Consider the following 18,026-nt stretch of genomic DNA (forward strand, 5'->3'; position numbering starts at 1 on the left):
CTTAATCTTTAAACTTATTTATTAAATCATTCATAATTGCTATAGGTAACTCATATCCGATTTTTTGAGCATTATTATCTAGAGTTATTTGCTTTAAACCTTTAGATTTTAATAACATTGGATTCTCATGACCTATATAAATATCTGCGCCTATTTCACTATATAACTCTCTTAGTGGTGCAATATTAGCAATCCTTGTTACATACGGATTATATCCTTTATCTACTATATACTTTTTCCACTTTAAATCTACATTATATAATTCCCTTAATTGAATAAGTTTTGGTATCATCCCTAAATCAATTAAAAAAGATGAAGTTTCACAAGGCATCATAGGAGTATTCCCATATATAAAAGACTTTCCAAAAGTAATTTTTTTAATTTTTTCTAAACACTCATCATATTCTTTTTCCATACTCTCTAAATATTTAGTTAAATCTATACTCAACAATTCACTTATCATTTTATAATTATTATTTATTATTTTTTTGTCCATATTTTTATCAAAAAATACATAAGGAATATCAAAATTTTTCTTCATATTTTCAGCTAATTCTAAAGCTATCATATCAGTAACTATATTTAACTTAGCTTTAGGTGCTGTTTTTATTGTTTCTATCGTACACTTTGATGGTATTATAACATTCACTTTAATACCTTTAGAAGTTAACACTTTAAAAAGTTCTGTATTCTCAATACCACTTTGTCTATGCCCTAATATATTAACCCCATCCAAATCATCTTGCTTTTGCATAATATTACAAAAAGAATTTAAAGCTCTCATCATTCCAGGTATATGACTATTACATTTATAATGCTCCGTTTGTACAACAAATATAGGTATTCCAAAATTATTTTCACTACTCTCTAAATCTTTATAATCTTCTCCTATTAATTCTGGTACACAAGTTGTTACAACCATTATTCCCGAAGGTTTTTCATATTCTATAATATGTTCTATTGCCATTTTTACTTGCTCATAAGCCCCAAAAACCACTTCTTTTTCTTTCATTACAAGAGAATAAACCTTATCCATTCCCTTTTGCCTATTATTACTAAAAACCTTGGTATAATAAGTACATTCACTTGTTCCAACAACTAACATAGCCATATCTTTAACATAAGACGCAGTTAATGCAACTCCAAATAGTGGACAATGTGTGCCTGGGAAAATAGCAGAACTTAACGCTTTAATATCCTTGTCCTCTTTAATATCTTTTAATTTATTTAAAACACTTAAACTATAATTCAAAATTATTACACCTTTCATCATTATTAATAAGAAACTTCTAAAGGATATATATGAAGTTTATTGCTTACAGGTTCCTTATTGATAACACATCTTACATTATATACATTATTTATAATTTCTTCATTTATGATATCTTCTGGTTTACCATCTGCAACTATATCTCCTTTTTTCATTATTATCACCCTATGACTATATCTAACAGCCTGATTTAAATCATGCAAAACCATCAAAATTGTCATATTAAACCTATTATTTATATCTACAACAAGATCCATAAGTTCTAATTGATGACACATATCTAAATAAGTTGTTGGTTCATCTAAAAGTAATACTTTAGGTTTTTGAGCAAGTGCCATAGCAAGATATACTCTTTGTCTTTCTCCACCTGATAATTCTAATATCCTTCTTTCAGAATAAATATCAGTACATGTATTTTTTAATGCCCAATTAACTATTTCTTCATCCTCTTCATTCTTCATCTCATACCATCTTTTATGAGGTATTCTCCCATAATAAACTAAATCCCTAACCTTTATATCATCTGGAGAAGAGTTGTGTTGTGAGAGTGTGGACATTATTTTTGCTATATCACTAATCTTCATGATATCTACGTTTTTTTTATCTATAAATACCTCTCCACTATTTTTCCTTAAAAATTTTCCTAAAGATTTTAATAGAGTAGATTTCCCAGACCCATTAGGACCTATTATAGAAACTATTTCTCCTTCTTTTATATTTACTGATAAATTCTTTATTATTTCTTTATTTTCATAACCTGAATTTAAATTATTTACACTTATCACTATTTTTCTCCCCTTTTTAAAAGATACAAGAAAAATGGTCCACCAAGTATAGACATAACAACTCCAACAGGAAGTTCTACAGCCCCTAGTATCGTTCTTGATATTGTATCTGCTATAAGCAAAACACTACCCCCCAATACCATAGAAAATGGTATTAAATATTTGTGATCTGAACCAATTATCATTCTTCCTATATGAGGAACTATTAATCCTACAAAACTTATCACTCCAACAATTGCCGTACAAGTTCCAGCTAAAAATACAGATATAGCGGATAATATAATTCTTGTTTTTGCAACATTAAATCCCAAGTTAATCGCAGTATCATCACCTAGACTTAATACATTTGCTCCTCTTATACAAAATAAAGACAATATAAGTCCTATTAATGAATAAATTGCAATTATTTTAGTATCATTCCACGTTTTTGATGCAAGACTTCCATTTAACCAAAGCAAAGCACTTTGTATTCTATCGCTATACATTGTAGTTAACAATGAGATAACTCCTCCAAGTATTGAATTTATAGCAACACCTGCTAAAACAACTCTCATTGGATTTAATCCATTCTTCCACGCCATCAAATACACTAATATACACGCAAATGCTCCACCTAAAAAAGCTATCATAGGCAATATTGTAGTATATTTAGGAAACAACAAAAGTATAAATATTGCAAAAACGCTAGCCCCTGAAGATACCCCCGTTATTCCTGGATCTGCTAATGGATTTTTCATTACTGCTTGTAAAAGACATCCTGATACAGCTAAACTTGCTCCAACTAAAACAGCTAATATATTCCTTGGCAATCTCATATGATAAACAATTGTTACAACCACCTTATTATCATTTTTTATCAAAGCTAAAATTATTTCATTAAAACTTAAATTTACACTTCCAACAGTTGAAAAAATAAATATAAGCAGTATTAAGATTACGCTCATTGCGCAAATAATTGCTACCTTTTTATTATTACTAATTTTTTCCTTAAAACTTTGTCCATCTTTTTTCTTAAGTAGCATATTTTTGTTACTCTCCATTATTATTCACCATAGAATATATTTCCAAGCTCAGTTATAGCCTCTTTAACATTAAGATTTGCTGAAACTCCAAAAATACTTGGGTCTAAATCGTAAATATTTCCATTTTCACTTGCTTTTATTGAACTCCATGCAGGATTTTCACTAAATTCCTTTTCAAAGCCAGCCTTACTCTCTTCTATATTTCCGTGAGCAAGTCTTAATACATAATCCGGATTAATATCTAAAACTTGTTCCATACTAAAGTTTACATAAGCTGAATCTGCCTCCAATTCATCTGTTATATTAGAAATTCCAATAGAATTTAATAAATCTCCAACATAAGATTTATCAGTAGCTAACATATAACTCTCACCTGTTCCAAAAACTATTGCAACTTTAATATTATCTTTATTTGCTTTTTGTAAAACCTCATCCACAGAAGATTGTAAATCTTCAACTAATTCCTTTGCTTTACTTTCCTTATTGCCTAACTTACCAAGTTCTAATATACTATTTTTAAAATTTTCAAAGGTAGTTGTGTTAAAATAAAAAGTATTTATTCCATATTGTTTAACTTGCTCATCTAATTTTTCTTTAAAATTACTATCAAGAACTAATAAATCACTTTCTAATGAAACTACAACTTCTAAATTAGGTGAAAATGCTTGTCCTATTTGCGTTAGCCCCTCATATCTTTTTGGCAATTCAGTACTTGTTTGAGGTACTCCAACTAACTCCATTTCTAATTTATCCATAACTTGTGTTGCAGCTACTGTTCCAGATGCTATCTTTAATTCCTGAACTTCTCCTACAGTATTATTTACTTCTTTAGTACCATTATTATCACTTCCACATCCTATTGCTAATACTGACATACTTGCCAATATAGCTATAAAAAATTTCTTTATCATATAACATTTTCCTCAACTTTCTCATTATCATTTAATATTTTTTTTGCCAAATCAAAATAAACATTTGCCATACTTGATTCACAGTCATATTCAATAACAGTTTTTCCTCTATTTTCAGATTCTTGAACTGTTTTATCTCTTGGTATATATTTGAATATCTCGCTTTTTATTTCCTCACATAATTTTTCCACTAAATAGACTTCATTCTCAACATTTTTAGCATTTAATATCAATCCTTTTAATGATGCGTATCCTTTACTCTTGAACTGATTAATAGCTCTTGATATATTATTAGCCGCATACATAGACATCATTTCTCCTGATGTTACTATATAAATATCTTGTGCATATCCATTTCTTATTGGCATAGAAAATCCACCACAAACTACATCACCTAAAACATCATAAATAACTACATCTGGCTTATATACTTCAAAAGCCTTTAATTGCTCTAACTTCTCAAAAGCAGCTATTATTCCTCTTCCAGCACATCCAACTCCAGGACTTGGTCCACCAGCTTCTACACATAGCACGCCATTAAATCCTTGAAATACTATATCCGTTAACTCTAAACTATCGCCCTTTTCTTTCATAACATCTAAAACAGACGGTATAAACACTCCACCCATTAAATTTTTAGTAGAGTCCGCTTTAGGATCACATCCTATTTGCATAACTTTATATCCAAGTTTTGATATAGCAGCTGATAAATTTGATACTGTTGTAGATTTTCCAATTCCACCTTTACCATAAACAGCAATTTTTTATATTATAAATAATATTATGATAATGATTTTCATTATTAACTATTTTTCTATTTTTTAACTATTTTTCTATTATTTTTAATGAAAAATGTTTTATAAATAGTTGATAATTAAGAATATAAATAAAAAAATAGTTAGTAATATAAATAATGTTTTATATACTAACTATTTTTTATTAATAAATTATCTCATTGTATTATTATTTAAATTTATACTTATTTATAGATTTTTTACTTTTTAAATTTAAACCTTCAGCTATTCTATCTCCAAATTCCTCATCACATCTTGTAAAATGTTCTATCAGCTTTCTTTGAATTTTTTCTGGCACTTGCCAAAGCTCTGATAATATATTGTCTACTAAAGCAGTTTTTTCATTTTCATTAAGCCCTCTGTATCTTTCACCAGCTTGAGTAAAATCATCAGTCTTCTTTATAGATTCTTTAGTTATATTTCCCTCTACATAAACACATTCAACTCTTTCTTCTGGTGCTTCTATTGGCTTATTTCCATTTAGTGAATTGGGTTTATAATTTACACTTCCTTTTTTGTAATCATATCTCATTAAGCCATCTTGGTTATTATTATCTACTGGACATTTTGCTTTATTTATTGGAAGTTGAGTGAAATTTATACCTAATCTATATCTTTGAGTATCTGAATATGAAAATATTCTTCCTTGAAGCATTTTATCGTCTGAAAATTCTATACCTCTTACTATATTCGCTGGACAAAATGCAGACTGTTCAACTTCAGCGAAAAAATTTTCTGGATTTTTATTTAAAGTCATCATACCAACTCTTTTTAAAGGAAACCTATCTTCTGGCCAAGTTTTAGTATCATCTAAAGGATTAAATGGTAAATTTTCAGCTTCTTCTACATCCATAAGTTGAACATAAAGTTCATACTTAGGATATTTACCACACTCTATCGCTTCGTGTAAATCTCTAACTGCAATATCTGGGTCTAAACCTGCAAGTATCTCAGCTTCATGTCTATCTATAGTCTCTACACCTTGCATTGTCTTCCAATGGTATTTCACATACCTTCTTTTTCCCCTAGAATTTACCCAAACATAAGTGTTTACACCAAATCCATCTATATGCCTATAACTTTTTATAGTTCCCCTATCTGAGTAAAGCCATGTTATCATATGCATTGCTTCTGGACTATTTGAAATAAAATCCCAAAATCTACTTACATCTTTTAAATTAGTATCTGGAGAAGGTTTAAGCGAATGTATCACGTCTGGAAATTTTATTGAATCTCTTATAAAAAATACTGGAATATCATTTCCAACTATATCATAATTACCTTCACTTGTATAAAATTTTACTGCAAACCCTCTAGGATCTCTTACAGTATCTGCCGACCCCTTAGAGCCTATAACTGTTGAAAATCTAACAAAAACAGGTATTTTTGCTTTAGGTACTTGTAAAAAATCAGCACAAGTATATTCTTCCATGCATCTATAAACTTCAAAATATCCATGTGCTCCTGCACCTTTTGCATGAACTACTCTTTCTGGAATTCTTTCTCTATCAAAATGAGCCATCTTATCTATTAAATGAACGTCTTGAATAAGTACAGGTCCATTTGAGCCAACAGTTTCTGAATTGGTATCATTAGAAACTAAAGAACCTGTATTAGTTGTTAAATATGATGTACAGCAATCATTATTTATATCTTCATTTTCTTTATTTACAACATCATATTCTTCTATATCTTTATTTTCTTTGTTCCTACTTAAATTCTTCTTTGACTTATTTTTACTTCCCATAACTATTCTTTCCTAAAAATTCATTTACTTATATTATATATTTTCAAGTTAAAAATTGTTAATAAATTTAATAAATCTACATTATAGTAATAATAAAAATATTTTAAAGGCAAATTAATTTTTTATTAATTTACCTTTAAATTTATTTTTTTATTTAATGATATTTTCTAAATCATCTATACCATTTTCTATTAAAGAAACAATAGTATTATTAGCTGGAATCTCTTTTGCTGCTTTACTACAATCTAATATTATATCTTTTAAAACTCCATTTATTTTTTTCAATCCTTTCCTTGTAATACCGATATGCAAACTATTCAAAATAATTAAAATTGCCATTATAGATGATGTAATTATTAAATTAATAAGTTGTAAATTCATAAAAATCTCTCCTTTAATAAACTATAAATTCTATTACTGTTCACTTTTCCTTTTACGTTTATATATTTATTGTTGATTTTAGATAAAATTTATCTAAAATCAACAAAACTTAAATTTACTTTATATGAATTTCTATTATGAAGATAATTAAACTTAAAGCAGCTCCTAGTCCTGTCACAGACATCCACCTTAAAACTGCAAATATGCTTTGGATTTTTTCAGTAAGCCTATTTACCTTTTCATTTATTTTTAAGTTCTCAACATACAAATTACTTAATTTTTCTTCATATTCTTGCAATTTATTTTCTTGTCTATATACATATTCTGTTAGCTCATCCATAGTTAATACCTGTGCCTAATCTTTTTTCTCAATTGATATACTGCTTACTGATATTGTATGAGGTTCTAAAGTTCCTTGAGCTGAACCCATATAAACTATTATACTTATATCATCATTAACTGTTTGTTTTTGTGTATACACACCGCTTATAACTGTTTTTTCATTGGCTGTAAGCTTTTGCTCATTTAAGAAATAAGGGCTTCCTATACTCGTATCTTGTATTCCAACATATACTATTCTATCTATTGTTGATGTTAAAGTTACATTGTAAGTATATTCTTGTCCACCTTCTAAAGTTAAATCAGAATAATATAGTTGAATATTCCAATTTGCATCTCCTGCATTATCTATTATAGTATCCATTGTTTTTGTTTCTGTATTAAATATAACATTTGCACTAGCTGTTGGTGTATCTATATAACTTTGACATCCTATAACATCTAAATTTTGAAAATCTGATTGTAGAACTACTTGACTATCTGATACTGGTGTAACATATGTGCTTACTGGATTTGCATTTAAAGAAAAGTTTTCTAATCCTAAATCATAAACCTTTATAGAATTTATAACCATTGATTGTGGAAGTGCTGATGTGTCTATTGTGCTTCCTCCCATTGAGCCACCAACAGCTACATTTAACATAAGATGGAATGCTTGAACAAAAGGAAATTCTTTAGTATTTAAAGGTTGTGCTAAATCTCTTTGTGATTTAAAATACTCTATTCCATCTACAAGAATTGTAATATATTCTGGAGTCCACACTAATCCATAAGTATGAAATTCACTGTAATCATCTAATATTTCTATTTGAGCTGTTTGGTCTCCAGCTGCAGCTTTAAAGTTTCTAGCTTCTGTTTGAAGTGAACCATGTATATAGTTTTGAGTTTTTCCTGTACATTCCATAACATCTATCTCACCACTATTTGGCCATGCACCATAACAATCATCTGTTGGTAAAAGCCATATAGCTGGCCAAAGTCCTTCGCCCTTTGGAAGTTTTGCACTTACTTCAAACTTACCATAAGTCCATGATTTCAAACTCTTAAGTCTTCCTGATGTATAATTAAATCCATCCATAGCTTGATTTTTAACTGTTATTGATAATTCTCCATCTTTTACTGATACATTATCTAAACTATTAGTATAATATTCAAGTTCTCCATTTCCCCATCCATCATTATTTCCAATATCATAACCCCAAACTTCACTATTTGGTGCTCCTTCATAATCAAAGCTATCACTAAAACTTAATGTCATCGCATTTGAATCATAAATTGGTGCATTTAAAAGTGCTATAAAGAATACCCCACATGCCTTTATATTAAAAGTTATATTATAATCTTGGTTTACATTTGCTACACCTATGCATTTAAATGTGTTTGCTACTTTATCAAAGCTATATACTTTTACATTTTGATTTAAAAATTTGCTATTTCCTTCTAGTGTTGCTGAAACTTCTATTGTATTATCTGTTAAACTCTCTAATCCTTCAATTTCAAATCCATACACGGGACCTTCATAACCTTGTGATTTCATAGAATTCTCTATATTAGTTAAAATAGAATCATCTAATACTCCTACTTCTAATTCAATGCTTTCACCATTATTTAATTTTGTTGATATTATCATTTTTATACACTCCTTGTTATTTGTAATTTTTATTTTGGATTTATTTTATTTAGATTTGATGCATCAATGAATTAATTGAATTAGTAAGATCCTACTATTTTTTAGAAAAGCTTATTTATGATTTGATTTTTAAAACACACCATTATTAATTATGTTTTAAAACTACAATATCTATTTAAATTAATCGGGAATTCTCTTAAGAAATTTTATAGGTTTAGACATTAATCTCATTGAATCTAATTTTAGACCAATCAAATTAACAAAAAGAAATTTTAATTATATTAATAATTTAAAATAGTATTAGAAATATCTTTAATTGATTCCGTGAAATTTTTTAAGAATTTATCATTTAATAATCGAAATGTTTTAAAATTTTAGTATTTGAACGTTCTGTACTGATTTGCTTTCCATGTCTTTATAATATACTATTTATTGACAATAGTCAAGCATATTTTTATATTTTTTTATAATTAAATTATAAAAGAAGTATATCTAAAATTTAGTTACACTTCTTTATTTATATCAATCTCAACTTTTATATATTATTTTAATTATATTCTATAAAAATTACATATTTCCATATCATCTGGTAAAGTCCATACATTCTTTTCCCCTTCAACTGTAATACATGTATATTTATTATAAATTTTTTTATTTAATATCGTTACCATCTTACCCTTTTCATTTTCATAATCCTCTATTAAAGGTTGTAATATTATTTTTTCCCCTACCTTTAGTTTACCCAAATCCCTCTTTTGTATTATCTTATTTCTCTTCTTTTTCATTTCAAAATTTATTATTTCTAAATTTCTCTTAATCTTATAATTTTTTAATTTTTTATATTTTTTTTCATCAAAAAATCTCATTTGCTTCAATATGTATAAACATATTTCTACTTCAACCATTTTTTCTATGAATTCATCTATTTCTCTTTCATATATGCATTTACTCAACTCTTGAAGTTTTTTTTCTGCTTGTACTAAAAAATACTCTTCTCCATAATACTTTAAAACCATTTCACACGCTTTTACATTACACATATTTTTTGCCATCTTCAATTCCTCCATAAATTAACAGTTATTACTTTTTATCAAATTCTCAAGTTCATGTGGTGTCATATAATTTATTGATGAATGTATTCTTTTTTTATTGTACCAATTTTCTATAAATTTATATAAGTTCATACACACTTCTCTAAAAGTACTATAATTTTTTAAATAAACCTCTTCTTTTTTTAAAATTGAATGAAAAGCTTCCATGGGAGCGTTATCATAAGGGCAACCTTTTTTACTATATGACTGTATTATTCCCATCTTATCGCAATATTCTTTAAATTTATGACTTGTATATTGACTTCCTAAATCACTATGAAATATTAATCCTTTTAAAGACTTTTTACCTCTACAAGCTCTTTCTAAAGATTTTATCGCTAAATCTGTAGTCATATTTTTTCCTATACTATATCCTATTATTTTTCTTGTATGTAATTCCAAGACTGAAGCCAAATAACACCATCCTCTATTTTTTATATAAATATATGTTATATCCCCTAACCACTTCTCATTTACATTATTAGTTTTAAAATTTCTATTTAATATATTAGGAAATTCTTTATTATAATACTTTTTTCTAGAATATTTATATGTTTTTCTCTTGTACAAATAAAGTTTCATTTTCTCCATAAATTTTTTAACTTTTTTTAAGCTTATATTATATCCTTTTTTAGATAATATATTTTTTATCTCTATTACTGCATACTTCTTTTTATTTTTTCCACAAATATTATATATTGTTTTCTCTAATATTTTATTTTGTTTTTCTCTCTTTGTTTGTTTTCTATTAATATTTTTATAAAACGTACTTCTATTTATATTAAGTATTCTACACATGGTTTTTATAGAGTATACCGTTTTATTTTTATTTATAAATTTGATTTTTTTTTTATTAATATGTTTATTATTTAAAATGTGCTCATGAGCTTTTTTTAATATTTTATTCTTTCTTTTTTCTAGAATTATATTTTCCTTCAATCTATTAATTTCAGCTATTGTAATTACTTCACTTTTATTTAGTTTAATTCTCCTAAACCTTTTTACCCAAAGTCTTAATGTTTGTACTTCAATCTTATAACGTTTGCTAAGTTTAATTAAGGATACCCCTGCATTATATAATGCTATTATTTGTTCTTTCTCACATTTTGTATACCTTCTGCCCCACATTACTTAGACACTCCATTATTTTTATTATTAATTTTATTTTAAATTAGTTTATATTATCGTGTCTACAAATTCATCTTATCATAAAAGTTATTTAAATCCTTTCAAATACCCTTTTCATCGTTATTTATCTATTGAATTTTCCTAGTGTATGTATATCAATAAAAAATATTATTTTTTATATCAAATATTTTTTATATCAAATATTTTTGACTTAAATATAACAAAGTTACATATTTACATTGCTATGTTTTTTTAGTGTAATTGGGTACAATCTTAACTCTCTCATTATCTTTTGAACTCTTTTCTTACCTATATGTACACCTTTTTTTCTTAATGCGAAATACATTTTATTAACACCATATATTCCTTTGTTTTCCATATAAACCTCTTTTACTATTTGATTTATCCATTTTTCTTTATTACTCTTATCTAACATTTTATTTGCTAAATAATTATAATAAGTGCTAACACTTATATTTAACATATCACAAAGACTTTTTATATTATAATCTTCTTTATTGTCACTTATAAACTTTACCTTCCTTTCTATATCTTTTTTTTCATAAATATCATCTAAATCTATTAAAATGCTATTCTCTTCTATAAGCTTTTGTAATTCTTTCTTTAAGTCAATTATTTCTTTTACCGTTATATTTTCTTTATTGTTTATTTGTATTTCTTGGAATTTCTTGCTCCACGCAATTATATTTGATTTTGGAATATTATAATTCTCACTTATTTTTTTTACACTATTTCCATTTTTATATAAATTAACTATATTTTTTTTAAACTCTTCAGAATATTTTCTATTTGCCACAATTACCACCACCCTAATTCTCTATTATAATTTCACTTTCTATGTTTTTCTACAATTATAAATTTTATATTTTATTGTTGACTTGGGATTTATAAATACTATATAATATTTTATACAATATTAGCTTTGAGTAGGAGTAGTAATTCAAAGATTAAATTTTAGAGAGCTATGAATTTGGTGCAACATAGTATTTGTCTTTTTATGAACTTGCCTAGGAGCAATATATGTTAAAAGCATATACGTTTTATCTTCGTTATCAGATAATTAAGTGAGAAAGACATTTTATCTTTCTAAGTAGAGTGGTACCGCGAAATTATCCTTTCGTCTCTTCAAGTTTAGAGATGGAAGGTTTTTTTATATTTAAATAAAAAGGAGGAACTTTAATGGGAAATTACAGTACTGCCATAGATAAAAAGTGGCAAAAAATATGGGAAGAAAAAGATTTATATAAATTTAATCCAGATAGCGATAAGGAAAAACTTTATGTTTTAGAAATGTTCTCTTATCCATCAGGTAGCCAACTTCATGCAGGTCATTGGTTTAATTATGGACCAGTAGATTCTTGGGCTAGATTTAAAAGAATGAAGGGATATAATGTTTTCCAACCAATGGGGTTTGATGCCTTTGGTCTTCCAGCTGAAAACTTTGCTATAAAAACTGGAATACATCCACAAGATTCAACAGTTAAAAATATAAAAACTATGGAAACGCAACTAAAATCTATGGGTGCAATGTTTAACTGGGATAATGAAGTTGTAACTTGTATGCCAGACTACTATAAATGGACTCAATGGTTATTCTTAAAACTTTATGAAAAAGGATTAGCATATAGAAAAAAAGCTCCAGTAAATTGGTGCCCTTCTTGTAATACAGTTTTAGCTAATGAACAAGTTTTGGCAGATGGTACTTGTGAAAGATGTTCAACTGAAGTTACTAAAAAAGATTTAACTCAATGGTTCTTTAAAATAACAGATTACGCTGATGAACTTTTAGAAAAACTAGATGGATTAGATTGGCCAGAAAAAACTGTTGCTATGCAAAAGCATTGGATTGGAAAATCAACTGGTGCAGAAGTTAACTTTAAAATAAAAGATTCAGACCTTGATTTTAATGTATTTACTACAAGAGTGGATACACTTCTTGGAGTTAGCTATGTTGTTTTAGCACCTGAAAATCCATTAGTTGATAAAATAGTTACAGATGCTCAAAGAGAAGCTGTTGAAAACTATAAAGAAGAAGCTAAAAAGCAATCTGATATAGAGAGACAATCAATTTCTAGAGAAAAAACAGGAGTGTTTAGTGGTGCTTATGCTATTCATCCTCTAAACGGAAAAGAAGTTCCAATATGGGTTGGAGATTATGTTTTAGCAACTTATGGTACTGGTGCAGTTATGGCAGTTCCTGCTCATGATGAACGTGATTTTGCTTTTGCTACAAAATTTAATCTTCCAATTAATAGAGTAATAAACTCTAAAAAAGGTGAAGAAGATCTTCCATATTGTGAACATGGAATTTTAGTTAACTCTGGAGAATTTGATGGATTAACTACATCTGAAGCTAAAGTTAAAATAGTTGAAAAATTAGCTGAAAATAACTTAGGTGAACAAAAGGTTAATTATAGATTAAGAGATTGGTTAGTTTCAAGACAAAGATATTGGGGAGCTCCAATTCCTGTTGTTTACTGTGAAGATTGTGGAATAGTTCCTGTTCCTGAAAATCAGTTGCCAGTTGAACTTCCTTATGATGTTGAATTTACTCCTGATGGAAAATCACCACTTTCAAAATCTGAAAGCTTTGTAAATACAACTTGTCCTCACTGTGGAAAACCAGCAAAAAGAGAAACTGACACTTTAGATACATTTGTTTGTTCTTCTTGGTACTATTTAAGATACCCAGATAACAAAAATGCAGATGCACCATTTAATCCTGATATTATAAACAAAATGCTTCCTGTTGATAAATATGTTGGTGGTCCTGAACATGCTTGTATGCATCTTTTATATGCTAGATTTATAACTAAAGCATTAAGAGATATGGGATATTTAAACTTTGATGAACCATTTAAATCATTAACTCACCAAGGTTTAATCTTAGGGCCAGATGGACTTAAAATGAGTAAATCTAAAGGAAATACAATATCTCCTGATGATTATATAAAAGAATATGGTGCTGACGTATTTAGAATGTATCTAATGTTTGGATTTGGATATGTTGAAGGCGGTGCTTGGAGTGATGATGGAATAAAATCTGTAAATAGATTTGTTGAAAGAATTGAAAGAACTTTAGATTCTGCTAGAGAAGCTATAAACTCTAATAAAAACAACAAAAATTCATTAGATTCTGCAGAAAAAGAACTTAATTTTTGGAGACATAATACCATAAAATCTGTTACTTCTGACACAGATAGACTTCAATTTAATACTGCTATAGCTAGAATGATGGAACTATTAAATGCTCTTCATAAATATATTCAAGAAGACACTAAAAACTTAAATTTCTTAAAAGAAACTTGTGAAGACTATATAAAACTTTTAGCCCCATTTGCACCACATTTCTCTGAGGAACAATGGAATCTTCTTGGAAATGTAGATTCAGTATTTAATGAGAGCTACCCTGTATTTGATGAAAAAGCTTTAGTTAAAGATGAAGTTGAAATAGCTATACAAGTTAACGGAAAAATTAAAAATAAAATAATGGTTGCATCCTCTTTAGATGAAGAAGGTATAAAGTCTGCCTCTCTTGCTGATGAAAAAATAAAAGCAAGTATTGGTGACAAAACTGTAGTTAAAGTCATTGTTATCAAGGGAAGACTTGTTAATATAGTTGTAAAATAGAGCTAATAATATTTCTAATAAACTTAAAATAAGCGAAGATTAAAAAATTCTTCGCTTATTTTGCTATAAAATCACTAAAAATAATTCTATAAAAAAACTTAATAAATTCTAATAACTTGTCTTTGAAACATCATTTTTCCAAAACTCAAAGGCTTTTAAAGCCTCTGTTTTATCAATAGCTTCTAAATCTAATATTTTTTTATCATTACAATCATTTTTAAGGAAATTTAATATATGCTCATCCCTAAATCCTATATCCCTCGCATCTTGTACAGTACACCCATAATATACTTTTGATATATTAGCCCATATTATAGCTGACATACACATAGGACATGGTTCAGAAGTTGTATATAGCTCACACCCCGATAAATCAAAAGTATTTAACTTTTTACAGGCTTCTCTTATAGCATTTACCTCTCCATGAGCTGTTGGATCGTTTGTTTTAATTACAGTATTATGAGCAACAGCTATAACTTCTCCATCCTTTACTATAGCACAACCAAAAGGACCCCCCTCATGATTTTTCATTCCATCAATACAACTTTCAACACATAATTTCATTATTTCATTTTTATTCATAATTTCCATCTCTCCTATATTATTAATTTCTTTCTATTTTAACCTTACTTCCACCCATACCTGATTCTGCTGGTGTTACAATAAGTTTTACTGGTACTCTATTTTTAATAGATTCAACATGACTTATTATTCCTATTTTTAATTTTTCATGTTGTATTTTCTCTAAAGAACTTACTACAGTCTCTAACAAATCATCATCTAACGTTCCAAAACCTTCATCTAGGAAAAAAAGTTCTAAAGGCACTGCTTTTTTTAGCTGAAGTCCACTAGATAACGCCAATGACAAAGCTAAAGATGTTAAAAAAGTTTCTCCTCCAGATAAAGTTGAAACATCTCTTATACAACCTCCATTTTTAAAATCTCTCATTATAAACATTCCGTCTTTATTTATTTCCAAAGAATAATTATTGTTAGTTATTTCCTTAAGTCTTTTTGAAGCCTCTAAAGCCACATATTTAAGCCTTTCTGTTGCAATATAGTCAACAAATTTTCTTCCACTAAACAACTTTCTCAAATCATTTATTATTATTTCATCATGTTTTATTTTTTTCTTTTCACTCATTATTGTTTTAAACTTTTCTATTTTTTCTTTTAAATTTTTAATTTCTTGCTTTAATATTAAATTGACATCCTTTAGAGAATCTAATTCACATTGTACCTTCTCTTTATTTGTTCTTATACTTTCTAATTCTTCATTGCAAATATCCCTATTCTTTAACTTTTTTAATACATTATCTATATTAACCTCTAAAACTTTCATCTTATCATCATAATTTTTTACATAATCCTTTAATTCCTTTAAAGTATGCTTTTCCTTTAAAAGTTCCTCAACCTCATCTACATTGGTGAAATTTTCTTTCTGTAAATTAAACTCTAACTCTTCTTTTATTGATTTTTCTTTATCTTCTAAAGCTTTAACTTTTAAACTTTCTTTATTTAATTTATTATTGATTTCTTCAAACTTTTCTTCTATACAATTTTTTTCATCAATATATTTTTCAAAATACTCATTTATATTCTTTATCTCCTGATTAGTCTGTATTAAAATTTTCTCTATATTATTTATATTTTCTAATTGAGTAAATTCTTGATTTAAGTTATTTTTTATATTATTCTTTTGATTTTCTTTTTCTTTTAAAGCAGCTTCATTACTAGCTAAACTATTAATTATCTCCTCCTTTTCTTTATTTTTTATCTCTCTTTCACTTTCTTTTTTTCTTTAAAAGCCCGTTTATCTTTTATACAACTCTCTAATTCTTCTCTTTTATTTTCTTTTTCTATTAAATCCTTATAATATTCTTTAAAATCATCTATTTTTAAAGTGCTTCTCTTCTCTTCAATTAAATTATTTAAAGAATTAAATTTTTCTAAGCTTATTTTTCTTTTCTGTATCTTATCATCTAAATTATTTCTACTATTTTCTAGATTTACATTTAATATTTTTATATCATTATTTAAATCTCTATCTATATCCTTAATATCATTTAGTTTATTTTCGAGGTTCAATTTTTCTTCTTTATACCTTTTTATATCATTTTCTAAAATATAAATCTCTTTTTGCAATTCGCAAATTATATTTTCACTAAAATCTTCCCCTAAAGATTTTATTTCATCTTTAAAATTTTTACTTTCGTTATTTATAGCTATTATTCTTTCCTCTAGCTTTGCTATTTCTCTTTCTTTTTCAAGCAATTCATCTTTATTTCTTAAAAGCTTAGAATTTTTACTTTCTAATAAACTTAAATCTAACTCTTGAAAAATTTCTATATTGTGATGAGTAGAACCACAAACAGGGCATATATCACCTTCTATTAGTTTTTCTCTAATCTTTAATCCCAAGGATTGAATTTTAAAATCATCTACTTCTTTTTCTAATAAATCTATAAATTTTTTTAAATTATCTTTTTCCTCATTTAATTTACTTAGCGTATCATTTATCTTTAAAATTTTATTATTATTTAAATCTATTTTTTTTTTACAATCACTAAATTTCTCTTGTTTTATTTTAATATTTTCTAATAAAACTTTTTTATTTAATAAGTCTTTATCTTCTGCTGGACAATTTTTATTTAAATTTTCTAATAAAAATTCATACTCTTTTAACTCTTTTAAGTTCCTATCTCTACCATCTTGTAAACTTATTTTCTTGTCCTCACATAATTTTATACTCTTTTCCAAAGATTCTATGTCTTTTAGAGATTCATCAATATCTTTACCTAAGCTCAAATAATCCTCTTCAAGTCTTAAAGCTTCTTCAATTTCTTTTTTTAAATTTCTATCAACCTTTAAAGAGTCATATTTTTTTTCCAAACTTTTTATATTTAAATTTATATCATCTATCTCATTTATCGTTTTATTTACTTGAGTTATACTTTTTTCCTTATCTATCTTAAGGAACTTAATAATCTCATTTAACCTATTTATTTCTTCTTCTAATACTCTTAAAGCTTTTCTATTTTTTAACTCACTATCTAATCTTTCAGCTTTTATCTTTAACTTTGGCACACTCTCTTGCTTTTTTTCTAAAAATTCATTATAAACTTTTAGAATATTATTCTTTTTATTTTTTATGTTCTCAAATTCAAGATTATAATCTTCTAAATTTTTATTTTTCTCATTTAACTCGTTTAATACCATATCATAATTTTCTATAAAATTTAATATTCTTAATGACTTTTCTATGTTATCTATTTTC

At 26.8% G+C, this 18,026-nt stretch carries 15 protein-coding genes, 1 pseudogene and 1 other annotated feature; of the genes and pseudogenes, 1 reads left to right on the plus strand and 15 read right to left on the minus strand.

Going from position 1 to position 18,026, the window contains the following annotated elements; translation table 11 throughout:
- Position 1: 1 nt before the first annotated feature.
- The 12 genes from DR020_RS01840 to DR020_RS01895 all read right to left on the minus strand — a co-directional run bounded on the left by DR020_RS01840 (position 2) and on the right by DR020_RS01895 (position 11,915).
- Positions 2-1,252, minus strand: coding sequence for a nitrogenase component 1 (locus DR020_RS01840; RefSeq protein ID WP_235809700.1), 1,251 nt, complete (start codon positions 1,250-1,252; stop codon positions 2-4).
- 23 nt (positions 1,253-1,275) lie between these two features.
- The gene (locus DR020_RS01845) at positions 1,276-2,055 is read right to left on the minus strand and encodes an ABC transporter ATP-binding protein (protein ID WP_055258328.1); all 780 of its coding nucleotides are present in this window, start codon (positions 2,053-2,055) and stop codon (positions 1,276-1,278) included.
- Entirely contained in the window at positions 2,055-3,095 is a 1,041-nt protein-coding gene (locus DR020_RS01850) for a FecCD family ABC transporter permease (protein ID WP_408069125.1), read from the minus strand. The genes DR020_RS01845 and DR020_RS01850 overlap by 1 nt, the downstream gene beginning before the upstream one ends.
- Before the next feature lie 2 nt (positions 3,096-3,097).
- Positions 3,098-3,988, minus strand: a complete 891-nt coding sequence (locus DR020_RS01855; RefSeq protein ID WP_112365100.1) for an ABC transporter substrate-binding protein — start codon at positions 3,986-3,988, stop codon at positions 3,098-3,100.
- Positions 3,985-4,749, minus strand: a complete 765-nt coding sequence (locus DR020_RS01860) for a nucleotide-binding protein (protein ID WP_235865658.1) — start codon at positions 4,747-4,749, stop codon at positions 3,985-3,987. Before DR020_RS01860 ends, DR020_RS01855 begins: the two co-directional genes overlap by 4 nt.
- A 202-nt stretch (positions 4,750-4,951) precedes the next feature.
- Complete coding sequence (locus DR020_RS01865) at positions 4,952-6,529, minus strand: catalase (RefSeq protein WP_112365101.1); 1,578 nt, start codon at positions 6,527-6,529, stop codon at positions 4,952-4,954.
- A 150-nt stretch (positions 6,530-6,679) separates the two neighbouring features.
- A complete protein-coding gene (locus DR020_RS01870) occupies positions 6,680-6,910 on the minus strand; it encodes a hypothetical protein (RefSeq protein WP_058992852.1) in 231 nt (76 codons plus the stop codon).
- 115 nt (positions 6,911-7,025) lie between these two features.
- Positions 7,026-7,250: a hypothetical protein gene (locus tag DR020_RS01875; RefSeq protein ID WP_055258320.1), complete on the minus strand. Its 225-nt coding sequence runs from the start codon at positions 7,248-7,250 to the stop codon at positions 7,026-7,028.
- 15 nt (positions 7,251-7,265) lie between these two features.
- Positions 7,266-8,879 carry a glycoside hydrolase family 16 protein gene (locus DR020_RS01880; protein WP_112365102.1) on the minus strand — a complete coding sequence of 538 codons (1,614 nt, stop codon included), beginning with the start codon at positions 8,877-8,879 and terminating at the stop codon, positions 7,266-7,268.
- 551 nt (positions 8,880-9,430) lie between these two features.
- Complete coding sequence (locus DR020_RS01885; RefSeq protein WP_055258316.1) at positions 9,431-9,931, minus strand: hypothetical protein; 501 nt, start codon at positions 9,929-9,931, stop codon at positions 9,431-9,433.
- Positions 9,932-9,949: 18 nt separating this feature from the next.
- Positions 9,950-11,098 (minus strand): IS3 family transposase, encoded by a 1,149-nt coding sequence (locus DR020_RS01890; protein WP_082412323.1) that lies wholly within the window; start codon positions 11,096-11,098, stop codon positions 9,950-9,952.
- Between the two features lie 226 nt (positions 11,099-11,324).
- Positions 11,325-11,915, minus strand: coding sequence for an IS3 family transposase (locus tag DR020_RS01895; protein WP_146739580.1), 591 nt, complete (start codon positions 11,913-11,915; stop codon positions 11,325-11,327).
- Between the two features lie 117 nt (positions 11,916-12,032).
- Positions 12,033-12,247: a binding site (T-box leader), on the plus strand.
- Between the two features lie 51 nt (positions 12,248-12,298).
- On the opposite strand from DR020_RS01895, the gene leuS reads away from it, so the two are divergent.
- Positions 12,299-14,749 (plus strand): leucine--tRNA ligase, encoded by a 2,451-nt coding sequence (gene leuS, locus DR020_RS01900; protein WP_055258312.1) that lies wholly within the window; start codon positions 12,299-12,301, stop codon positions 14,747-14,749.
- 108 nt (positions 14,750-14,857) lie between these two features.
- On the opposite strand, the gene DR020_RS01905 is transcribed toward leuS, so the two are convergent.
- From DR020_RS01905 to DR020_RS01915, 3 genes and pseudogenes are all read right to left on the minus strand, one after another.
- Complete coding sequence (locus DR020_RS01905; protein ID WP_055258310.1) at positions 14,858-15,331, minus strand: nucleoside deaminase; 474 nt, start codon at positions 15,329-15,331, stop codon at positions 14,858-14,860.
- Between the two features lie 22 nt (positions 15,332-15,353).
- Positions 15,354-15,848: pseudogene (locus tag DR020_RS01910) on the minus strand (SbcC/MukB-like Walker B domain-containing protein); the annotation flags it as partial.
- Positions 15,849-16,522: 674 nt separating this feature from the next.
- Positions 16,523-17,968: a hypothetical protein gene (locus tag DR020_RS01915; RefSeq protein WP_112365105.1), complete on the minus strand. Its 1,446-nt coding sequence runs from the start codon at positions 17,966-17,968 to the stop codon at positions 16,523-16,525.
- Between the last annotated feature and the right edge of the window lie 58 nt (positions 17,969-18,026).

The sequence above is a fragment of the Sarcina ventriculi genome (genome assembly GCF_900456775.1).
In the GTDB taxonomy this organism is placed as follows: domain Bacteria; phylum Bacillota; class Clostridia; order Clostridiales; family Clostridiaceae; genus Sarcina; species Sarcina ventriculi.